16 protein-coding genes are annotated in these 21175 nt (G+C 72.9%); 6 read left to right on the forward strand and 10 right to left on the reverse strand.

The window, feature by feature from the left end:
* Nucleotides 1-51: 51 nt before the first annotated feature.
* Entirely contained in the window at nucleotides 52-2949 is a 2898-nt protein-coding gene (locus ACGFIA_RS07410) for a glycoside hydrolase family 48 protein (RefSeq protein ID WP_393259323.1), read from the reverse strand.
* A gap of 859 nt (nucleotides 2950-3808) precedes the next feature.
* Between ACGFIA_RS07410 and ACGFIA_RS07415 the strand changes: the two genes are divergently transcribed.
* Nucleotides 3809-5302 (forward strand): GH1 family beta-glucosidase, encoded by a 1494-nt coding sequence (locus ACGFIA_RS07415; protein ID WP_357386603.1) that lies wholly within the window; start codon nucleotides 3809-3811, stop codon nucleotides 5300-5302.
* A 43-nt stretch (nucleotides 5303-5345) separates the two neighbouring features.
* Here the strand turns inward: ACGFIA_RS07415 and ACGFIA_RS07420 are convergent, their stop codons facing one another.
* The 3 genes from ACGFIA_RS07420 to ACGFIA_RS07430 are packed head-to-tail and all read right to left on the reverse strand — an operon-like array spanning nucleotide 5346 to nucleotide 9833.
* A complete protein-coding gene (locus ACGFIA_RS07420; protein WP_196806755.1) occupies nucleotides 5346-5759 on the reverse strand; it encodes a roadblock/LC7 domain-containing protein in 414 nt (137 codons plus the stop codon).
* Nucleotides 5760-5764: 5 nt separating this feature from the next.
* Nucleotides 5765-8431: a nitrate- and nitrite sensing domain-containing protein gene (locus ACGFIA_RS07425; protein ID WP_393259078.1), complete on the reverse strand. Its 2667-nt coding sequence runs from the start codon at nucleotides 8429-8431 to the stop codon at nucleotides 5765-5767.
* 31 nt (nucleotides 8432-8462) lie between these two features.
* Nucleotides 8463-9833: an FGGY family carbohydrate kinase gene (locus ACGFIA_RS07430; protein WP_357388123.1), complete on the reverse strand. Its 1371-nt coding sequence runs from the start codon at nucleotides 9831-9833 to the stop codon at nucleotides 8463-8465.
* Nucleotides 9834-10092: 259 nt separating this feature from the next.
* Between ACGFIA_RS07430 and ACGFIA_RS07435 the strand changes: the two genes are divergently transcribed.
* Nucleotides 10093-12012, forward strand: coding sequence for a chorismate-binding protein (locus ACGFIA_RS07435; RefSeq protein ID WP_393259080.1), 1920 nt, complete (start codon nucleotides 10093-10095; stop codon nucleotides 12010-12012).
* Between the two features lie 71 nt (nucleotides 12013-12083).
* Here the strand turns inward: ACGFIA_RS07435 and wrbA are convergent, their stop codons facing one another.
* On the reverse strand, nucleotides 12084-12701 hold the full coding sequence (gene wrbA / locus ACGFIA_RS07440) for an NAD(P)H:quinone oxidoreductase (RefSeq protein ID WP_357388119.1): 618 nt from the start codon (nucleotides 12699-12701) through the stop codon (nucleotides 12084-12086).
* An 85-nt stretch (nucleotides 12702-12786) separates the two neighbouring features.
* Between wrbA and ACGFIA_RS07445 the strand changes: the two genes are divergently transcribed.
* Both ACGFIA_RS07445 and ACGFIA_RS07450 read left to right on the forward strand, forming a co-directional pair.
* Nucleotides 12787-13278 (forward strand): GNAT family N-acetyltransferase, encoded by a 492-nt coding sequence (locus ACGFIA_RS07445; protein WP_357388117.1) that lies wholly within the window; start codon nucleotides 12787-12789, stop codon nucleotides 13276-13278.
* A gap of 202 nt (nucleotides 13279-13480) precedes the next feature.
* Nucleotides 13481-14584, forward strand: a complete 1104-nt coding sequence (locus tag ACGFIA_RS07450; protein WP_393259083.1) for a winged helix DNA-binding domain-containing protein — start codon at nucleotides 13481-13483, stop codon at nucleotides 14582-14584.
* Between the two features lie 84 nt (nucleotides 14585-14668).
* Here the strand turns inward: ACGFIA_RS07450 and ACGFIA_RS07455 are convergent, their stop codons facing one another.
* From ACGFIA_RS07455 to ACGFIA_RS07470, 4 genes are read right to left on the reverse strand one after another with little or no spacing between them, the layout of a single operon-like run.
* Nucleotides 14669-15877 (reverse strand): ABC transporter ATP-binding protein, encoded by a 1209-nt coding sequence (locus tag ACGFIA_RS07455; RefSeq protein ID WP_393259085.1) that lies wholly within the window; start codon nucleotides 15875-15877, stop codon nucleotides 14669-14671.
* A 9-nt stretch (nucleotides 15878-15886) separates the two neighbouring features.
* Nucleotides 15887-16723, reverse strand: a complete 837-nt coding sequence (locus ACGFIA_RS07460; RefSeq protein WP_357388111.1) for a carbohydrate ABC transporter permease — start codon at nucleotides 16721-16723, stop codon at nucleotides 15887-15889.
* Between the two features lies 1 nt (nucleotide 16724).
* Nucleotides 16725-17726 carry a sugar ABC transporter permease gene (locus tag ACGFIA_RS07465; protein WP_357388109.1) on the reverse strand — a complete coding sequence of 334 codons (1002 nt, stop codon included), beginning with the start codon at nucleotides 17724-17726 and terminating at the stop codon, nucleotides 16725-16727.
* Between the two features lie 55 nt (nucleotides 17727-17781).
* A complete protein-coding gene (locus tag ACGFIA_RS07470; RefSeq protein ID WP_357388107.1) occupies nucleotides 17782-19065 on the reverse strand; it encodes an ABC transporter substrate-binding protein in 1284 nt (427 codons plus the stop codon).
* Nucleotides 19066-19455: 390 nt separating this feature from the next.
* On the opposite strand from ACGFIA_RS07470, the gene ACGFIA_RS07475 reads away from it, so the two are divergent.
* Together ACGFIA_RS07475 and ACGFIA_RS07480 are read left to right on the forward strand one after the other, a co-directional pair.
* Nucleotides 19456-19887, forward strand: a complete 432-nt coding sequence (locus tag ACGFIA_RS07475; RefSeq protein WP_357388105.1) for a hypothetical protein — start codon at nucleotides 19456-19458, stop codon at nucleotides 19885-19887.
* 47 nt (nucleotides 19888-19934) lie between these two features.
* Entirely contained in the window at nucleotides 19935-20210 is a 276-nt protein-coding gene (locus ACGFIA_RS07480; protein WP_354873181.1) for a hypothetical protein, read from the forward strand.
* 64 nt (nucleotides 20211-20274) lie between these two features.
* Here ACGFIA_RS07480 and ACGFIA_RS07485 read toward each other — a convergent pair whose 3' ends face one another.
* Nucleotides 20275-20976, reverse strand: a complete 702-nt coding sequence (locus ACGFIA_RS07485; RefSeq protein ID WP_393259088.1) for a hypothetical protein — start codon at nucleotides 20974-20976, stop codon at nucleotides 20275-20277.
* Between the last annotated feature and the right edge of the window lie 199 nt (nucleotides 20977-21175).

Below are 21175 nucleotides of genomic sequence, written 5' to 3' on the forward strand. Positions count from 1 at the left end.
TCGGCCTCCTCCGCGGGCGGGCTCGCGCCCGCCCGCGGAGGAGGGGTCACCTCACCCCTGCGGGAAGTAGGTGCCGTAGTCGGCGTACGCCATGGCGATGTCCGCCTGCGCCCAGAACCGGTGGTAGTTGAAGACCGGCTCGGGACCGCCGTTCAGGTACGCCTGCACCTTCGGCCAGTCCGGGTCGTTCTTGTAGAACGACCGGATGTCCAGGAAGCTCTTGCCCGGGGCGATCGCGTCGCCGTTGGGCATCTTCCCGGTCCAGCCGTTGGGCACGTAGAGACCCTGGCCGTCGGCGGCGTTGTAGACGTCGTCGAAGCGCTTGTAGTCGCCGCGCTTCTCCGGCGTCGAGACGCCCTTGCTGTCGGCGGACGCCGAGAGCGCGTCCAGCAGGCCCTTGGCGGTGTCCTTCGCCGCGGTGTTGCCGGACTTGGCCGCGTACGCGATGAGCGTGCGGGCGTAGGCGCCGGCGACGCCGACGTCCTGGCCCTTCACCGTCACCTCGACGTGCAGGTTGCTGTTCGGCTGCGGGCTGCTCGGGTTCCAGTTGGCCGGCTGGCCCGTCCACTTCATGTCCGACGGGATCGACCAGTTGGTGCCCAGCGTGGTGTTCGCGATCGCCCACGGCACCCACTTGTCCAGCAGCGCCTTGGCCTTCGCGTTGCCGGTCTCCAGGTAGAGCTCGGCGATGCGCTGCATCGACCAGGCCTGCATGCCGAACCACTGGTTCGACGGCGGGTCGTTGTAGACCGGGTCGACGTCGTAGTACATGCCGTAGAAGGTGGCGGTGCCGGCCGGCGGCTGGGCGTAGCTGCCGTCCCAGCTGTTCGTGGCGCCACCGGCGATGCCGCCCTCGGCGGACTGGAGCCAGGTGTAGAACTCGAGCTGCCGGTCGAGGCTCTTCTGCCAGTCGGAGACCGCGGTCGGCGACTTCGGCTTCAGCTCCGCGACGTTCGTCATCGCCCAGGCCGCGAACGGGTTCTGGTAGCCGAAGTGGCTGTGGCTGGAGCCGATCCGCCACGACCAGTTCTGCGAGGCGTCGTACGCGCCGCCCCAGGCGTAGTACCAGGAGAGCAGGTAGTGCGCCGAGTCACGGCCGCTGCCGGCCGGGCAGGTGCTCGCCCCGACGCAGTTGCCGATCTTCTTGAAGTACTTGTCGAACAGCGCGTAACGCAGGTAGTCGCCCATCTTGGCGGCCTTGGCCACGGTGGCCGCGACGTCGGCCTGCTTACCCTGCGCCTTGGCCCAGGTCAGCGCCCAGTAGGCGGCCTGGACGGCACGCGCGTCGGCGTCCGGGGCGTTTGTGTACTTCCACTGCTTGGCCGGGGCGCTGGACTCCTTGACGAACAGGTCCAGGTAGCCGTTCGGACCGCCGTGCTTGAACGTGTCGCAGGACGGCTGCGGCACGGTCTCCCACACCGACTCCTGGGTGCCCCGCTGGAACGTGTTGATGTACGCGGGCCGCGTGGTGCCGTCGCCGCAGCGGCCGAAGCCGTAGGTGTTGTCCACGTCCAGCAGCCAGTGCATGCCGTAGATGTCACCGGTGCCGTAGGTGGACTGCAGCTCCGAGCGCAGCGGGTCCTGGCCGACCGGGACGCTGGCCTCCAGCGCCGACGGGTACTGGCTGGGCAGGTTGTGCTCGGCGGCGTACTGCGGGGTGCCGGGCGAACCGGCCGTCGCCTGGTCTGAATGATTCGGAATAATATATTTTTCCATCACCGTCCAGGCGTTGTTGAACGGGGCCCAGTTCTGGGTGACCCGGCCGTACTGCGCCTCCAGCCAGAGCCAGAAGCTGAACGCCTCCGAGGTGGTCTCGTGGCCGTGGTCGGGCGCCTCGACGATGAGCGTCTCGATCGAGTGGTACGGCACGCCCTCGGGGCTGAAGTAGCCCGAGTTCTTGATCTTGCCGTACTGGTCGAGGAACTTCTTGATGTAGGCGTTGTCGCCGCCGGGGGTGTCGTTGTCCGCCTCGGTGGCCACGACGGAGATCGGCGCGTAGCCGGTGGCCGACGCGGTGATCGTGGCGGTGCCGCCGACCGTGTCGGCGTCCTCCGCGGCGGAGACCGTCGCGGTGACGCCGGTGCTCCAGTTGCTCGGGGTGAGCGTCAGCGTGGACGGCGAGACGGTGATGTCGCTGTCGCCGGTGACGGCGAGGGTCACCGGGACGTTGGCGGTGGGTGCCGCGCTGAGCGTGTACCGGACCGTGGCGCTGCCGCCCTCGGACACGGTGACCGCCGACGGGCTGGCGACCAGCTTCGGCCCGCTCGCCGCGGTCACTGTGAACGACTTCTCCGAGACCGCCGTGCCGCCCGCGTTGTCGTACGCCTTGGCCTGCACCGTGTAGCTGCCGGCCGGCAGGTCGAGCAGGTCGTAACCGTACGGCGCGGTGGTGTCGGTGTTGACGAGCAGGCCGTTGCGGTAGAACTCGACCTTGCTGATGGTGCCGTCGGTGTCGCTCGCGGTCGCGGTCAGCGGGACGTCCGCCGGCGCCTCGAACGGGCCGGCCGGCACGCTCAGGGAGACCGTCGGCGGCTGGTTGGTCTGCGCGCCGTTGCAGGCGACCCCGTTGAGGGTGAACGCGGTGGGCTTCGGGTTGCTGCCGCTGTAGCTGCCGTTGAAGCCGATGCTGGTGGACGCGCCGGTGGGCAGGCTGCCGTTCCACGACTCGTTCGTCGCGGTGACCTCGCTGCCGGACTGGCTCCACCGGGCCGACCAGCCCTGAACCACGCGCTGGCTGCTGTTCGGGAAGGCGAACTTCAGCGACCAGTTGTTCAGCGCGTCACCCAGGTTCTTGATGGTGACGTTGGCGGTGAACCCGTTGTTCCAGTCGGTCGTCGCATAGGTCACGTCGCAGGCGGGCGCGGCCTGTGCGGCGCCCGCGGGCAGGGCCACCCCGCCTATGACGAGGGCGGTGGCGGCGACCATCGCCGTACGGCGACGTCTGGCCAGAAGTCTCATGTGGGCGGTGTCTCCTCGGACCGGGCCGGGACCTCGGGGCCCCGGCAGGGCGCCTCCACGCGACGACGGGCGTACGCGGGGGGACGGAGGCGTCCGGAAAGGTGGTCGTCCCGGCCGTGCCGGGGATCGGGGCGCCGCACCGGTTCGTCACCGGGTGCCCTCGGCGGCCCGCGCTCGCGTTCACTGGCTCCGCGCTGCGTGACGAGAGTGTGACATGGAAGCGCTCCCACCACAACGGCCAGGGCAGATACGCGCTTCCATGTTTCGATCTCGTTTAGGGTCTTTTCCAAACCCGTGACGAGCGTTACAGTCGCAGCATCGCCGATGGGAGCGCTTCCATCGACGGAGATATAAGTACTGGATCGCCGGGTACACCCGTGCCCGGCGCGTCGGCCCAGAGGCCGACGGCGGACCAGCCCGGACGCCGCCGCCGGCCGCCACCCGCCAGACGGAGGGAGGTGGAACCAGAGCCACTCGCGTGGCCCGGCTCCCGCGCGACGCGCACGACGGACGCCAATTCCACTTCGTGCGTGTGTGCACCATCGGTGGGGACGGGGGTTGCCCTCCCCCGTCCCCACACTAAACCCCCGTTGTCGACGGCAAAAGAGGCCGACGGGACAGGCGTGACACGCCACCCGGACGGCCTTTCGCGCTATCCGCCCCATCCCTCGCCGCTCACGCCGCCGCGAGCGACGTTCCCGAGCGACGCCCCCGCCCACCCCACACCCTTCCGGCCGCCCGCCGGCCGCGCCGCATCCTCGCCGCGACCGCCGGATCGGGGCCGGCCGCCCCTGGCTATGCTGGGAGCGCTCCCGGCCCTGGGCGGCCCGTCACTCCGAGGAGAAGCCTCATGTCGTTACTCACCCGACGGCGCCTGCTCCGCCGCGCCGCCCTCTCCGCGACCGCGGCCGGCGCGGCCCGGACCGGGCTCGCCGGCGCCACCGCGGCCGGGGTCGCCGCGTCGACAGTCGCGCTCGGCGGCTGCGACAGCCGGCCCGAGCGCACCACCGACCCGGAGCCGGATCGCGGGCTGCGCTTCCCGGACGGCTTCGGCTGGGGGGCGGCGACCTCGGCGTACCAGATCGAGGGGGCCGCGAAGGAGGACGGGCGGGGTGAGTCCGTCTGGGACACCTTCAGCCACACGCCGGGCCGCACCCGCAACGGCGACACCGGCGACGTCGCGGCCGACCACTACCACCGGTACGCCCAGGATCTGGACCTGATGCGCGAGCTGGGGCTGCGCAGCTACCGGTTCTCCATCTCCTGGCCGCGCATCCAGGCCGACGGCTCCGGCCGCCCCAACCAGCGCGGCCTCGACTTCTACCGCCGCCTGGTGGACGGGCTGCACGAGCGCGGCATCGCGCCGATGGCCACGCTGTTCCACTGGGATCTCCCCCAGGCTCTGCAGGACGCCGGCGGCTGGGAGAACCGGGACACCGCCGAGCGCTTCGCCGAGTACTCCGACGTGGTGTTCCGCGCCCTCGGCGACCAGGTGCCGGTCTGGCTGACCATCAACGAGCCGAAGACTGTGGTGCAGAACGGCTACATCTGGGGCCACCACGCGCCGGGCATCCGCGACGAGGACGCGGCGTATCTGGTCGCCCACCACCTCCAGCTCGCCCACGGCCTCGCCGTGCGGGCGCTGCGCGCCTCCGGCGTCACCGGCCGGATCGGCCCGGCGCTCAACCTGCACCCCTGCTACCCGGCCGACGACTCGGCCGAGTCGGCCGCCGCGACCCGGCTCCACGACGGCTACGAGAACCGCCTCTACCTCGACTCGATCTTCAAGGGCGCGTACCCGGAGGACGTGCTGGACGACCTCGGCCCGGACAGCCGGATGGCGCGCGGCGTCCGCGACGGCGACCTGAAGATCATCTCCAGCCCGGTCGACCTGCTCGCCGTGCAGTACTACACGCCGCTCTACGTCACCGGCACCCGCGACACGGTCCGCAAGTGGCCCACCTCCGAGGCGGAGTGGCAGCAGATCTACCCGGAGGGCATGTACGACATCCTGACCCGGGTCACCCGCGACTACGGCCGGGTGCCGATCACCATCACCGAGAACGGCCTGCCCTGCCCCGACGTGCCCGGTCCGGACGGCAACATCGACGACGCCGGGCGGGTCGCCTTCCTGCGCGACCACTTCGCCGCCGCCCACCGGGCCGTCGCCGACGGGGTGCCGCTGGAGAGCTACCACGTCTGGTCACTGCTTGACAACTTCGAGTGGGCCGAGGGGTACGAGCAGCGCTGGGGCCTGGTCTACGTGGACTACGCGAGCCAGCGACGGGTGCTCAAGCGCAGCGCTCACTGGTACCGCGACGTGATCCGCCGCAACGGCCTGTGACCCGGTGCGCGCCCGGCCGGCAGACCACCGGCCGGGCGCGCTCTCAGCGCGGCAGCGCCTGCTGGAGTTCGGCGCGCAACGCCGGGGTGAGCATCTCGCCCGCCTGCTTGGCCAGCCGCGCCATCTCGTAGCCGACCACGCCGATGTCGGCGTCCGCCCCGGCCAGCGTGGCCAGGATCGAGCCGTCCCGGATCTGCATCACCAGGAAGTAGCCGCGCCCCATCTCGACCACCGTCTGCTTGACGACGTCACCGTCGAACATCTGCGCCGCCCCGGCGGTGATGCTCATCAGGCCGGAGGTCACCGCGGCGAGCTTGTCCGCGTGGTCGCGGGGCAGGTGCGCCGAGATCGCCACCAGGAGCCCGTCGGAGGACACCACCACCGCGTGGGCCACCCCCGGAACACGCTCGGCGAACGCGTTCACCAGCCAGCTCAGGTCGCGTGCCTCCTGGCTCAACGTCGTCACTGTCGTCGCCCTCCTTCGTCGTGCGGCAGGTACATCTCGGTGGTCTCCTCGGCCTCGGCCCGCCGTACGCCGCTGTAGAGGCGCGACAGCATGCCGCCGACCGCCTCCGGATCCGGCTCGTGCCGCACCACCGGGCGGTCCGGACGCCCGGCCGGGGCGACCGAGGTGAGCTGGGCCATCGGCACGCGTACCGGCAGGCCCCGCTCGTTCGTCCCTCCGGTCACCGGCGTCGCCGCCGGGGCCGGCGTCACACCCGGCGCCGACGCGGCCGGTCCCTGCCGGCTGAACCAGCCGCCGCCCGCCGCGCCGGCGTCCGGCGTGAGCACGTCCTCGGCCCGTCCCGGCCGGGGCCGTGGCGCGGTGACCGGCGCGGCGGCCGGCGCCGGCGCGCCGGGCGCGGCGTCGGTTCCGTCGCCGAGCGGCCGGCCGGTCAGCGGGGACACCGGCAGCGCCGCGGGCTGGCCCGGCGCCGGACGCCATCCGGCCACCGGCAGTTCGGCGGTCGCCGCCACGAGCGCCCCGGACGCCGCGACCCGACCGGTGAGCGCCCGCTGCTCCGCGCCGCGCCCGAGCCGGTCCGGCCCCGGCCGGTCCGTCTCCGGCGTGGGCGCCTCGGCGAGCAGCTCGGCCGGGATCCGCACCCGGGCCACCAGGCCCGCCCGGCTGGCGCTCAACCGCACCCGTACGCCGTGCCGGGCGCTGAGGTGGCTCACCACGAACAGGCCCATCCGCTCCGAGGCCGACACGTCGGCGGCCGGCGGCTCGGCGAGCACCGCGTTCGCCTCGGCCAGCGCCGACGGGCTCATGCCCAGGCCCGCGTCGACCACCTGCACCAGCGCGCCCCGGCCGTCCGGCTCGACGACCACCCGCACCGCGGTGTCCGGGCGGGAGAAGGCGGTGGCGTTCTCCAGCAGCTCCGCGAAGAGGTGCACCAGGTCGCCCACCGCGTGCCCGACGACGTGCAGGTCGGTCCGGTTCTCGTGGCGCACCCGCTGATACTGCTCGATCTCCGCGCTGGCGGCCAGCAGCACCGCGCCCAGGCCCACCGGGCGGTTCCACCGCCGGGTCGACTCGCTGCCGGCGAGCACCAGCAGGCTCTCGTCGTTGCGGCGCATGCGGGCGGCGAGGTGGTCGAGCTTGAACAGGTTCTCCAGCTGGTCCGGGTCGCTCTCCTCGCGTTCGAGGTCGTCGAGCAGCTCCAGTTGCCGCTCCACGAGCACCTGGCTGCGCCGGGCCAGGTTGACGAACATGGCGTTGACGTTGCGCCGCATCATCGCCTGCTCGACCGCCACGTCGACGGCGCTGCGGTGCACCGCCACGAACGCCTCCGCCAGCTCGCCGATCTCGTCCTGCGAGTCGATCACCGCGGGCGGTACGTCGATCGCGCCCACCGGGCGGTCCACCGTGCGCAGCCGTTCCAGCGTCAGCGGCAGGTCCACCTGCGCGATCCGCAGCGCCTGGCCGCGGAGCTGCCGCATGGCGCGGGCCACCGACCGGCCGACCAGCAGCGAGATCAGCACCGCGGCCAGGAGCACCGTGGCGATCGCGCCGCCCACCAGCAGCGTGTCGCGCAGTTGCCGGGCGCTGGCGTCGTCCGCCTCGCGTACCGCGTCGGCGACGATCTCGCTCTCCAGCTGGCGGAACAGCTCCTGCCGCTGCTCGCCGGCCGCCCACCACTGGGCCGCGTCCAGCAGGGCCGGCTTCGCCTCGCCGCCGGGCAGGGTGCGCTCCTCCATCCGGGTGGCGGCGACGAACGCCGGGTCGACCGAGGTGCGGTCGTAGCGGCGGATCTGGTCCGAGGTCGCCGCGACCCGGAACGCGCCGAGCGCGGTGAGCTGCTGGGCCCGCAGGTCGCTCAGCGTCACCTGGGCGTCGGGCTCGTACCGGCCGGACCGGGCGGCGGCGTAGAGCTCCGCGCGGATGCGCGAGGACAGCTCCTTGACCCGGGAGACCTGCACGTACCGCAGCACCGCCTCGGTCAGGTCCTGCCGGCCGTCGCCCGGCGACGGCTCGGCCAGCAGGCGCAGCAGCGCCGCGACGGACCTGTGGTAGTTGCTCAGCACGGTGTCGCTGGACAGCACCGCCGGCGCCACCGCCGCCCGGATGTTCACCACCTGGTCGTACGCCTCGATGGCCTCGGAGTAGGAAACGCGCCAGGCGGCGTCGGCGTCGGCCAGCGGCGCGGCGGCGGTGCGCAGCTCCGTCATCGCCCGGTCGGTGGCCTCCTGGAGCGGCTTGAGCGCGGCGACGGCGGCGTCCCGGTCGGCGCCGGTGCCGGCGCGGCGCAGCGCGGCCAGTTCACCGGCGGTGCGGTCCCGTTCGTGCTGGAGCCGGTCCACGGCGGCGGAGATCTGCCGGCCGATGCCGACCTGCTCGGCGAAGGCGCTCAGCGTGGTGGTCTGCCCGACCAGTCCCCGGGTCTGGATGCCGGCCAGGATCAGGAACGCCAGTGAGGGGATCACCAGCACCGTGGCGAGCTTGGTGCCCATCCGCCAGTCCCGCAGCCGGAACCCGGAGCGCCGCCGGTGCGGTTGAGGGGCCGCACCGCGAACCGGGTCGGGACCTGCGCCCACGGTTGCCTCCTCGTCCCGCCCCACCACGTCGGGGAGCGGAGTCCATCCAATCAGGCCGGCGGTCGGTGTCAACGGCCGCCCGGACGGCATGACCAGGACGGTCAGCGCCGCGGGTGGACGGTCACGCGTGCGAGGCGGCCTCGTCCGTCCGGCCGACCCCGGCGATCTCGCCCGCCTCCGCGAGCCGGCCCAGCGCGATGAGCGCGGCGCCGGTCGCGCCGATCTCCGGGTTGCGCTGCCAGGCCACCCGGCGCGGCGCGAGCGCGTCGAGGAACGCCCCGCGCCACCACGGCGAGGCGGTCAGCGCCCCGCCGCCGAGGATCACCTCCGTCGGCTCGCCGATGTCGGCCTCCAGCAGGGTCAGGTCGTCGGCGACCAGCCGGCACAGCCCGCTCATCAGACCGGCGAGGATGTCCACGGCGGTGGTGCCGAAGCTCAGCCCGCGCAGCTCCCCCGAGCCCGCCGGGGCGGTGCCGGGTGGACGGTCGCCGCCGAAGCGCGGATCGGCCCGCACCGGGCCGGCGGTGCGGTCCAGCGCCGCCTCCAGCTCCGCGCCCTCCGGCAGCCGCAGCTCGCGGGCCGCCCAGGCGAAGAGGTTGCCGCCGCTGGAGTACGCCGCGCCGGTCACCACGTGGTCGTGGTCGACCCGGTAGCGCCAGAGCTGCGCCGGCAGCGGCGGCGGCTGCGCACCGGCCGGCAGCGCCTGGATCACACGGACCGCCGCCGAGGTGCCGACGGTCACCGCCGCGCGGGAGGGCTCGACGCAGCCCGAGCCGACGTTCGCCGCCGCGCCGTCGCCGACCGGCGGCGCCCACCGCGCGCCGGCCAACTGCGGCCAGCGCCGGGCGTACGTCGCGTTCAGCCGGCCGTGCCAGCCCCGCGGGGCCGGCGGCGCCAACCCATCCGGGCGTACGCCGGCCAGCTCGCACGCCTCCGCGTCCCAGTCCAGGCGCCACAGGTCGAACAGCCCGGTGCCGGAGGCCAGCGACACGGACATCGGCGCCTCGTCGAGCAGCGTGCCGAGCGCGTACTCGGTGAGCCCGGTGAAACGGGCGGCCGGGCCGGCCCGCTCGCGCAGCCAGGGCAGCCGCACCGACCAGTAGCAGCGGTGCCACCAGGTGCCGGTACGCCTGTGGAAGTCCTCCGGGTCGGCCGGCCCGGTCGCTCCGCCAAGCGGCTCCGGCCGGGTGTCCAGCCAGGTCAGCACCGGCCCCGACGGTGTGCCGTCGGCGGCCACCGGCAGCACCGAGTGCCACTGCGCGGAGGTGGCGACCAGCTCCACGTCCCGCAGGTGCCCACCGGCGGCCAGCTCGTCCACGCACTCGATCAGGCAGGCCAGATAGGCCGGGCCGTCGAGCGTCCCGCTGCCGTCCTCCCCGGTGACCAGGCGCACCCGGCGCCGGGCCAGCGCGCCCGGACGGGGCACGGCGTCCGCGTCGAGCACCAGGCCGCGCACCGAGGAGGTGCCCAGATCCAGAGCGAGAATGTCCATCGCCGGTCAACCTACCCGCCGTGACCGGCGGCTACGCCAAGATCCGTACCGCTCTCGTGTGATCGGGTTCCGCGCCGACCGCCGACCGCGTACAGTGACCGTCATGCTCGCGCATCTGTCCTGCTGGTGGCCCGCCGACCCGGCGGCCCACCCCCGCGCGTAGCTTTCCCCACGCGGCCGCCCGACGAGGCGGCCGCCGGTCTTCCCCGGCATCCCGGGTCGCCTTCACCGGCGGCCACCGGCCCACCGAGGAGACCCGATGACCCGCCCGTCCGACCCGCTCGCCGCCGTCGCGGCCGGCCGCGACCCCGGCCCGTTCGCGCTCGTCCGCCGCGAGGGCGCCGGCCATGTCGACCTGTTCACCGGCCCGGTACGCACCGCCGACCGGCTCGCCGACCTGCCACTGCCCGAACACGGCCCCGGGCCGCACACGCTGGCGGTGGTGCCGTACCGGCAGATCACCGAACGCGGTTTCGAGTGCGTCGACGACGGGCTGCCGCTGGAGTTCCTGGCGGTCGAGGAGCACCGGCGGATACCGCTCGCCGAACTCCTCGACGACCTGCCCGACGCCGAGGTACGCACCCGCGACGCCGGCTTCGACATCCCCGACGACGAGTACGCGGCGATAGTGGAACGGGTGCTGACCGACGAGATCGGCCGGGGCGAGGGCGCGAACTTCGTCATCCACCGCACCATGCGCGCCACAGTGCAGGGCGACCCGCTTGCGGCGGCCCTGGCCGCGCTGCGCCGGCTGCTGCTGCGCGAGCGGGGCGCGTACTGGACGTTCCTGGTGCACACCGGCACCCGGATCCTGGTCGGCGCCAGCCCTGAGCGGCACGTCAGCGTCGCCGACGGGCTGGTCGAGATGAACCCGATCAGCGGCACGTTCCGGCACCGGGGCGCGACCGTCGACCGGGCTGAGCTGCTGCGCTTCCTGCACGACGAGAAGGAGGTGGAGGAGCTGTACATGGTGCTGGACGAGGAGCTGAAGATGATGGCCGTGGTCGCCGAGCACGGCGGCCAGGTGGTCGGGCCGTACCTGAAGGAGATGGCGCACCTGGCGCACACCGAGTACCTGCTGGCCGGGCGCTGCTCCCGGGACGTCCGCGAGGTGCTGCGGGAGACCATGTTCGCGCCGACGGTCACCGGCAGCCCGATGGAGAACGCCTGCCGGGTGATCGCCCGGCACGAGCGCGCCGGCCGGCGCTACTACGCCGGGGTGCTCGCCCTGCTGGGCCGCGACGAGCAGGGCCGGCAGACGCTCGACGCGCCGATCCTGATCCGTACCGCCGAGATCTCCCCGGACGGCGCGCTGCGCGTGCCGGTCGGCGCGACGCTGGTCCGGCACTCGACCACCGCCGGGGAGGTCGCCGAGACGCACGCGAAGGCCGCCGGGGTGCTCGCCGCGCTGGGTCTGGGCCCGGACGCGCCGCGCTCGGCCACCGAGCCGGCCGTCCGGTACGCCGACGACCCCGAGGTACGCGCCGCGCTGGCCGCCCGCAACGCCCCGCTGGCCCGGTTCTGGCTGGACCAGCGGAAGCCGGGGGCACTCGCGCTGCGCGGGCTCGCCGGACGCCGGGCGCTGATCGTCGACGGCGAGGACACGTTCACCGGCATGCTCGCCCACCAGCTCGGCGCGCTGGGCCTGGCGGTGACCCGGCGGGACTGGCCGGACCCGGGCCCGCTGGACGGCTACGACCTGGTGGTGGTCGGCCCGGGGCCGGGTGACCCGCGGGACGCCACCGCCCCGAAGATGGTGGCGCTGCGGGCGCTGCTGACCGAGCTGCTCGACTCGGGCCGGCCGACGCTCGCGGTGTGCCTGGGCCACCAGTTGCTCGCCGGGCTGCTGGGCCTGCCGCTGCACCGCCGCGACGCGCCGTACCAGGGGTTGCCGCGGGACGTGCCGGTGTTCGGGGTGACCCGCCGCGTCGGGTTCTACGCCAGCTTCACCGCCCGCGCCGACGCCGACCGGGTCGCCGGCCCGTACGGCCCGGTCGAGGTGTCCCGCGACCCGGCCGACGGCGCGGTGCACGCGCTGCGCGGCGCGGGCTTCGCCGGGGTGCAGTTCCACCCGGAGTCGGTGCTGAGCCAGGACGGCACGAAGGTCCTGGCGGATCTGCTCGGGCATCTGCTCGACCGGCCGGCGCTGAGCGCGCATGGCGCGGCCGATCGCGGGTAGGGCACTGGCGACCGGTGGTCCGGACGGGTTCGAGAGCCCCCGCCCGGCCACCGGTCACCCGGTCGCGCCGGTCAGCCGGCCATGCCCCGCTTCAGCGCCGCCCCCATCAGCACGGCCCGCTTGGCGGTCAGCGCGGTGGCGGTCAGGGCCACGTGGTCCGGGGCCACCTCGCCGTTGTTGCTGGTGTGCGACGCGCCGTACGGGTTGCCGGCGACGAACTGGCTCGGGTCGGTGTAGCCGGGGGTCACCACGACACCGCCCCAGTGGTAGAAGACCGTGTACAGCGACAGCAGCGTCGCCTCCTGGCCGCCGTGCGACGTGGCGGTCGAGGTGAACCCGGTGTAGACCTTGTCGGCCAGCGCCCCGTTGGCCCACAGCGGCCCGGTGGTGTCGATGAACTGCTTGAGCTGGGCGGCGATCATGCCGTACCGGGTCGGCGCGCCCATGATCACCACGTCCGCCCAGGCCAGGTCGTCCGGTTCGGCCTCCATCACGTCCTGGGTCTCCAGCCGGTGCGCCTGCCAGCCGGAGTTGGAGCGGATCGCCTCGTCGGGCGCCAGCTCACGTACCTTGCGCAGGCGCACCTCGGCGCCGGCCTCCCCCGCCGCCTCGACCGCCGCCTGCGCCATCTGGTAGGTGATGCCGGTCGCGCTGTAATAGATCACCGCGACCTTGACCTGGCCATCCATCAGACGTTTCCTCCTCGTTTCGGGTCAGCTCCGGCGACTACCCGTTACTTGCTCCGTCAAACGCCGGGCGTGGCATGCTCGCCGGGTGCAGATCCGTACCGCCACGCCGGCCGACTGGCCGCTGATCTGGCCGTTCCTGCGCGAGATCGTGGCGGCCGGCGAGACGTACACCTGGCCCCGCGACCTCACCGAGGAGCAGGCGCGTGGGCTCTGGATGCCGGCCCCGCCGGCGCGCACCGTGGTCGCGGTGGCGCCGGACGGCGCGGTGCTCGGTTCGGCCAAGCTGGCGCCCAACCAGGGTGGTCCGGGCGACCACGTGGCGAACGCCTCGTTCATGGTCGACCCGGCCGCCGCCGGGCGCGGCGTCGGCCGGGCGCTGGCCGCGCACGTGCTCGACGCGGCCCGGGCCGACGGCTACCGGGCCATGCAGTTCAACGCCGTGGTGGCCACTAACACCCGGGCGGTCGCGCTGTGGCGGTCGCTGGGCTTCGAGGTGATCGGCCGGGTGCCGGAGGGCTTCCGGCACCCCACCCGGGGGTACGTCGACCTGCTGGTGATGCACCGGCGCCTGGCTTGAGCGTGGCTCAAGATTTGCGCAAGTTCCGCCGGCAACCGCTGCCTGCGCCCAGCTCACACGGGATGCTGATCGGACCGGCGCCGGCCGCACCGGCCGCCCCGCGCCGGGAACCTGAACGGGGGATCGCGCTGGTGTCGGCAGCGCCGCCGGCGCAGCGCGATCAGGGGCCGGGTTGTCGTACCCCGGGCCTAGGCTGACGCCCGTGACCGTACGCCTCAGCCGCGCCGAGGCGCTCGCGCTGCGCATGACCGCCCTGCTGCTGCGCCCGCACCCCACCGCCCGCCCGACGGGTGTCGCCGACGTGGTCGAGTGGTTCGGCGCCATGCAGGTGCAGGACGCGGCGAGCGGGCTGTGGTCGCTCGGCGTACGCCTGCCCGGCGCCACCCAGGCCGACGTCAGCGCGGCGCTGGAGCGGCGCGAGGCGCTGCGCACCTGGCCGATGCGCGGCACCGTGCACCTGGTGCCGGCGCGCGACACGCGGTGGATGCTGGAGCTGACCGGGGCGCGGACGCTCGCCGGCATCGGCGGGCGGTGGCGGCAGCTCGGGCTGACCCTCGCCGACGGCGACCGGGCCGGCGACGTGCTGGGCGCGGCGCTGACCGGCGGCGGGCGGCTCACCCGCGCCGAGTGCCTGGCCGCGTTGCGCGCCGCCGGGCTGGACACGGACGGTCAGCGCGGCTACCACCTGCTGTGGTACGCCAGCCAGCGCGGCGTCACCTGCATCGCCCCGCACGTCGGCACCGAGCAGACATTCGTCCTGCTCGACGAGTGGGCGCCCGAGCCGCACCGTCCGGAGCGCGACGAGGCGCTGGCGTTGCTGGCGCACCGCTACGTGCGCGGCCACGGCCCGGTGTCGCGGCACGAGCTGGCCCGGTGGACCGGCCTGACCGTCACCGACGCGACCCGGGCGATCACGCTCGCCGGTGACCTGCTCTCCCCGGTCGAGGTCGACGGCGAGCCCGCGGTGGTCGACACCGCGCTGCTCGACGCGCCCCGCGCGCCCGCCGACGACGTGCACACGCTGCCCGGCTTCGACGAATACCTGCTCGGCTTCAAGGACCGGTCGCTGATGCTCGACCCGGCGCACGCCGCCGCCGTGGTCCCCGGCAACAACGGGATGTTCCGCTCCACTGTGGTGCGCGGCGGGCGCGTGGCCGGCACCTGGACGCGGACGATCGGCGCGAAGGCGGTGAGGGTGACCGTGCACCAGCTCGTGCCGTTCGACGCCGCGCTGCGATCCCGGGTGGACGCCGCACTGGCGGCTTACGCCCGTTTCCTCGGCCTTGCGCTGCGCCACTCCTGGTGACGGCGCAGGGCCTGCCGATCCCCTCCGGCGGTCCTGCCGAGGGCCGGCGGCAGACATGCCACCGGCCCTCGGGCGGGTCCGGGATCAGTCGGCGAGCGCGCCGGCCGAGCGGCCCTCGTGCAGCGTCAGGTTGCGGCCGCTGCCCGGGTCGAACAGGTGGATCTTCTCCAGGTTGAACCACACCCGCCGCGACTCGCCCTCGCGTACCGGCGACTCCGCCGACAGCCGGGTGACCAGGTTCGACCCGGCGCCGGCGAAGTCCGCCGCACCCGTGTCGGCGGCCAGCTCCTCCAGCTCGGCGGCGGTGGCCCGCTCCCCCTCGACGGTGAAGTAGACGTACTTGTCCGAGCCCATCGACTCGACGATGTCGACGGGCGCCTCGAACTCCATGCCCCGGCGGCGGGTCTCGTCGTCGACCAGCGCCGCGTCCTCGAAGTGCTCCGGGCGGATGCCGAGGATCAGCTCCCGTGGCGCGTCGGCGCCCTCCAGCTCGCGGCGGATCCGGTCGCCGACCGGCACGTCACCGATCGCGGTCCGCAGCCGGCCGTCCTCCACGACGGCGTGCACGAAGTTCATCGAGGGCGAGCCGATGAAGCCGGCGACGAAAAGGTTGCGCGGGTGGTCGTACAGCTCCTGCGGCGGCCCGACCTGCTGCACCGCGCCGCCGCGCATGATGACCACCCGGTCGCCCAGCGTCATCGCCTCGGTCTGGTCGTGGGTGACATAGACGGTGGTGGTGCCGAGCTGCTTCTGCAGCCGGGACACCACTGTGCGCATCTGCACCCGCAGCTTGGCGTCGAGGTTCGACAGCGGCTCGTCCATCAGGAACGCCTTGGGCTGGCGGACGATCGCCCGGCCCATCGCCACCCGCTGCCGCTGCCCGCCGGAGAGGTTGGCCGGCTTGCGGTCCAGCAGCGCGGTCAGCTCCAGCACCTTCGCCGCCTCGTCGACCTTCTGGTTGATGGTCTCCTTGTCCAGCTTCGCCAGCCGCAGCGGGAACGCCATGTTCTCCCGGACGGTCATGTTCGGGTAGAGCGCGTACGACTGGAAGACCATCGCGATGTCCCGGTCCCGGGGGGCCTTGTCGTTGACCCGCTCACCGCCGATGCGCAGCTCACCGGAGCTGATGTCCTCCAGCCCGGCGATCATGTTGAGCGTGGTGGACTTCCCGCAGCCGGACGGGCCGACCAGGATGACGAACTCGCCGTCGGCGATCTCCAGGTCGACGTCCTGTACGGCGGTGGTCCCGTCCGGGAACCGCTTGCTCACCTTGTCCAGCACGATGTCGGCCATTGCTACCACCTATCCCTTGACTGCGCCGGAGGTCAGACCGGAGACGATGCGGCGCTGGAAGAAGAGCACGAACAGGATGATCGGCACGGTGATCACCACCGCGGCGGCGCAGATCGCCCCGGTCGGGTCCTCGAACTGCGACTCGCCGGTGAAGAACTGCAGGGCCACCGGGACCGTGCGGGACCGCTCGGTCGAGGTGAGCGTGATCGCGAACAGGAAGTCGTTCCAGCAGAAGATGAAGACCAGGATCGCCGTGGTGAACACGCCGGGTGCGGCCAGCGGCGCGATCACCCGCCGGAACGCCTGCGCCTGGGTGGCGCCGTCCATCTTCGCCGCCTTCTCCAGGTCCCACGGGATCTGCTTGAAGAACGCCGACAGCGTGTAGATCGCCAGCGGCAGCGCGAACGTGATGTACGGCAGGATCAGCCCCGGCCAGGTGTCGAACAGCCCGAGCTGCCGTTCGATCTCGAACAGCGGCGACACCAGCGACACCTGGGGGAACATCGCGATCAGCAGCGAGACGCCGACGAGCAGCTTCTTGCCCGGGAAGTCCAGCCGGGAGATCGCGTACGCGGCCATCGTCCCGAGCACCACGGCGATGGCGGTGGCGATCAGCGCGATGCCGATGGAGTTGACCAGGGCCCGGACGAACTGGTCGGTGTCGAAGATGGTCCGGTAGTTGTCGAGCGTCCACTCCCGTGGCCAGAACTTGCCGTCGGTGAGCGTGGCCGGGGTCTTGAACGACAGCGAGGCGATCCAGAGCACGGGGACCAGCGCGAAGACGACTACCACGACGTCCAGCAGGCCCCAACGCACCTTCGCCCGCGTGGTGGTTTCCACTGCCATGTCAGCGCCTCTCCCCATCGTCGCTGCCCGGGGCAGCGGTGCCGAACAGCTTCACGAACACGAAGGCGATGATCGCCACGGTGATGAAGATCAGCACCGACATCGTGGAACCGATGCCGAGGTTCAGGCCCCGGATCAGGTTGTTGTAGGCGAGCATCGACACCGACGACGTCTCGTTACCGCCGTTGGTGAGCACGAAGATGTTGTCGAAGACCCGGAACGCGTCGAGCGTGCGGAACAGCAGCGCGACCAGGATGGCCGGCTTCATCACCGGCAGCATCACCTTGGTGAACCGCTGCCACGCCGTCGCGCCGTCGGTGGAGGCCGCCTTGAGCAGGTCCTCCGGCACGAGTGCCAGCCCGGCCATGAGCAGCAGCGCCATGAACGGGGTGGTCTTCCAGATCTCCGCCAGCATGATGATCGCCAGCGAGCTGGCCCGCTCGGTCAGCGGGGCGCTGCCGTCGAACAGGTTCGCCAGGTAGCCGGTGCCCGGCGTCCAGGCGTACCGCCAGGAGAACGCCGCGACCACAGTGACGATGCCGTACGGGATCAACGCGGCGGTGCGGACGATGCCGCGGCCGACGAGCGTCCGGTGCATGATCAGCGCCAGGCCCATGCCGAGCACCAGCTCGACCGCGACGGTCACCACTGTGATCAGCGCGGTCACCCCGAACGCGGTCCACCAGAAGTCGTTCGTCAGCACGGTGACGTAGTTCTCCAGACCGACGAACTCCCGCTCGTCGGGGAAGCGCAGGTCGAAGCGTTGCAGCGACAGCCAGACCGAGTACAGGATCGGGTACGCGGTGACCAGCACCATGACCAGCGCGGCCGGCGCGCACAGCAGCCAGCCCAGACGCCGCTCGGCCCGCTTGTTCTCGCTCAGCGGGGCGCGGGATCCACGCCGGGACCGCTGTTCCGGTACGGCGGCGTGCCGGCCGCCCGGCTGCTCGGCCTCGGCCTCGGCGGCGGCCTGCGCGCCGGCCGGGGTGGCGTTCACGCTCACAGTGCCACCTTCTTTCGCGACTGCGGGGCTCGCAGGACCGGCTCACTCCTCGCGCTCATGGCAGAACCCCCTTGGACTCCAGCGCGTCGGAGATCGCCTTGCGCAGCTCGTCGGCGGTCTGCTCGGGCCGGATCGCCGACGGCGGCGACAGGATCGCCGACATCACCGTGGAGATGCTCTGGTACGCCGGGGTCAGCGGCCGGACCGCGGAGTCCTTCAGCTCCTCCAGGATGGTCTCCTTCATCGGGTACGCCTCGGTCATCTCCGGGTCGTCGTAGACGGCCTCGATGGTGGGCGGCACGCCGTCGTTGACGGCGGAGAACTTCTGGTTCTCGGCGTTACGCAGGCAGCGGGCCGCCTCGAACGCCTCCTCCGGGTGCTTGGAGTAGCTGCTGACCGCCAGGTTGACCCCGCCGATGGTGACCTTGCTGGGGGTGTCCGCGTCGATGCCGGGCACCCGGGCCCACTTCACGTCCTTCGCCAGGTCGGGGTTGGCCTCCTGCAGCGCCGGATAGACGAACGGCCAGTTCACCTGGAACGCGCCCTTGCCGGACTGGAACTCCAGCCGTACCGGGTCCTCCAGCGCGTTGCTGAACGACGGCGAGGTCACGCCCGACGTGGCGAACTTCTGGAGCTGGTCCAGCGCGCGAACCGCGCCGGCGTCCATCTCCGCCTTCTTGCCGTCGTCACTGAGGATCTTGCCGCCGGCGCTCTCGGCGAGCGTGTTGTAGAGCACCACCAGGCCCTCGTACTGGGCGCCCATGGTGAGCACCTGGTACGGCTTGCCCTGCTCCTTGAGCTGCTGGGCGGCGGAGATCATCTCGTCCCAGGTCTTCGGCGGCTGCGACACCAGGTCGGACCGGTACCACAGCAGCTGCACGTTGGTGTTCTTGGGAGCGGCGTAGAGCTTGTCCTCGTACCGGGCGGTCTCCAGCGGGCCGCCGAGCGTGCCCTGCTCGACCTCGGACTTGTCCTGGCCGGTCCACTCCTTGATCCACTTCGCGCTGGCGAACTCCTGGGTCCACGTGACGTCCAGGCCGAGCACGTCCATCCCGCTGTCCTGCGCGGCGAGCCGCCGCACCATCTGCACCCGCTGCTCGTCGGCCTCGCGCGGCAGCACCCGGTAGTCGATCCGGTACCGCCCCTGCGCCGCCGTGTTGCAGGTGTCGACGACCTTCTGCAGGTTCTGCTCGGGCGGGTAGTACAGGTTGATCGTGGGGACGCCGCCGTCGCCGCCGGACCCGCAGGCGGCCAGCGGGGCCACCAACGCGAGCGCGGCGGCCGCTGCCGCCGCGCGTCCGGCCGGCCGCCGTGCGGCCGTGTCGGGGACTGTCGTCATCACCCTCCCCCTCTCTTCGGCGAAGAACCGGGGAGTGACACGTGCCCCGGTGCACGGCGAGACGACCGGGGCACGGGCCCGATCGCCCGACGCCCCGGGCGTGTCGTGCGGCTGAACGTGCCCGACCTGCGACGGAGCGAAACATCACGGACATGTGACGGCGGCCCGGCACACCGGCGCCCGACCGCCGTGGCGATCCGGGAGCGGCGGAGGCTACCCAGCGTCAGCCGGCTCGGCTAGCGTTTTGCCCAGCTCCGTAGCCGGCGCGTCGCCGTCGACGCCGACGCGCCTCCGGCCGTCCCCCATCGCCCGCCCGATCGGTTGGTTCTGACGGGAAGTGCCTTGCGTGCGTTCCCCGGTTGGGCAGGATTCCCCCGAGGAGGTGCCGTCGTGCAGGACACCCGCGCTCTCGCCCTGACGTTCGAGGTGAGCGGCCTGCCCCCGGTCAAGACCGAGGCCCTGTCCATCTTCGCCGCCGGGCACCGGCAGGCGACGAGGGTCCGCGCCCTGCTTCAGGCCGCCTGCACGGCGGCCCAGCGCACCGGGTGGACCCCGCTGACCGGGCCGGTCGAGGTGGAACTGACCCTGCGCTGTCCGCCCGGGCACCGCACCTCCGACGCCAGCACCCTGCTGGGCGGGGTGTGCGCGGTGCTCCAGGACAAGAAGCGGGTGTCCAGCATCGGTCTCGCCCACCTCGGCGTGCTCGTCGACGTCGCGCTCTGGGCCGACGACCGGCAGATCCGCCGGCTGTCGTACGTCGAACAGCCGGCGGAGGAGTTCTCATATCTGGTCCGGGTGTCGGCCGTACCGACGATGGTTTGACCGACGTCCGCGGTGGGGTACCGCGGACGCCGACGAAGGGAGTGCCGATGTCGGAGCCACATGTCACGCTCGATCCGAGCGGGCTGGACCCCGTGCAGCAGAAGCTGCGCGGCCCGCTGGAGGATCAGCTGACCTCGGCCCTGCAGGCGGCCGCCGACCGGGTCCGCGCCGGCTACGCCGGCGAGCCGGTGGAGGACGTCTGCCGTCGGTTGCTCGACGAGACCCGCTCCGGCCTGCACCCCGACATCGCCGCCGGGTTCAACCCGGACATGGACGAGTTCTGCCGGGTGGCGGTGGCGATCGTGCGCGGCGAGGTCGGCTGACACTCACTCATCGACGGGGCATCCGAAGCTCGAAATCAACGACCTCGCCCGACTCCTCGCCGGATCAGCTCCGCCGCACGTCGACTGCCACCACGTGGGTGCCGTCCGGGCGGTCGGACTCCCCCAGCCGCACCGGCAGCCGGCCGCCGTCGGACGGTTGCAGGCCGAGGCCGAAACTGAGGTGGCCCTCGAAGTCGCCGGCCACCGCCCATCCGCGCAGCGTGGGGAAGCGGATCGCCGCTGGCGGCAGGTCCGCCGTTCCGCCGCCGCGGGCGTCGTGCGCCTGGGCCGGATCGAACCGCACCGACAGGTACGCGGTGCCGGGCAGCGTGACCGGCGCGCCCCGCCCCTCGGTCACCACCTGCGGCACGTAGGAGACCTCGTAGGACGGGGTGGGACCGCGGAAGGCGAACGTGATCCGGCTGAACCCCTCCGCCGGATGGTCACCGACGTCGATCGCCACCAGGACGGGCAGCGGTTCCCCGGGCGGCGGGGTGACCGGCACCCGTACCCGATGGGTCACCCGGGCCGGGCCGCCGGGCACCGCCCACCCCCAGGTGACGCGCCAGGCTCCGGCGGTCGACGCGGCATCGGTCGGAACCGGTGGGGTGGGGGTGGCCTCCGGCGCGTCGGTGGGGGCCGGCGCGGACGCCGCCGCGACCGTCGGGGTGGGCGCCGGGGACGCGCCGTCGTGGCCGGTCGCCGTACAGGCCGTCACGAACAGCACGACCAGACCGGCGAGCAGCGGTACGCGCTGAGGTGTCATGACTCAGTGTCGCTCCGTCACCGGCTCGCGCACCAGGGGTGTCCCACCCGCGATCCGGGCGGCGATCCAGCGTGCTGGTGGCGGGCGCCGGACGGGTCAGGACCGGGTCCGCAACTCCCCGGTCCTGACCCCGGCCGTCCGGTTGGGTAGCGGTCTGCGCCACGGGAGCGCGGCAGGCGTGGCACGACGCCTTCCGCCG

The organism is Micromonospora sp. NPDC049203 (genome assembly GCF_043197215.1).
Taxonomy (GTDB): domain Bacteria; phylum Actinomycetota; class Actinomycetes; order Mycobacteriales; family Micromonosporaceae; genus Micromonospora.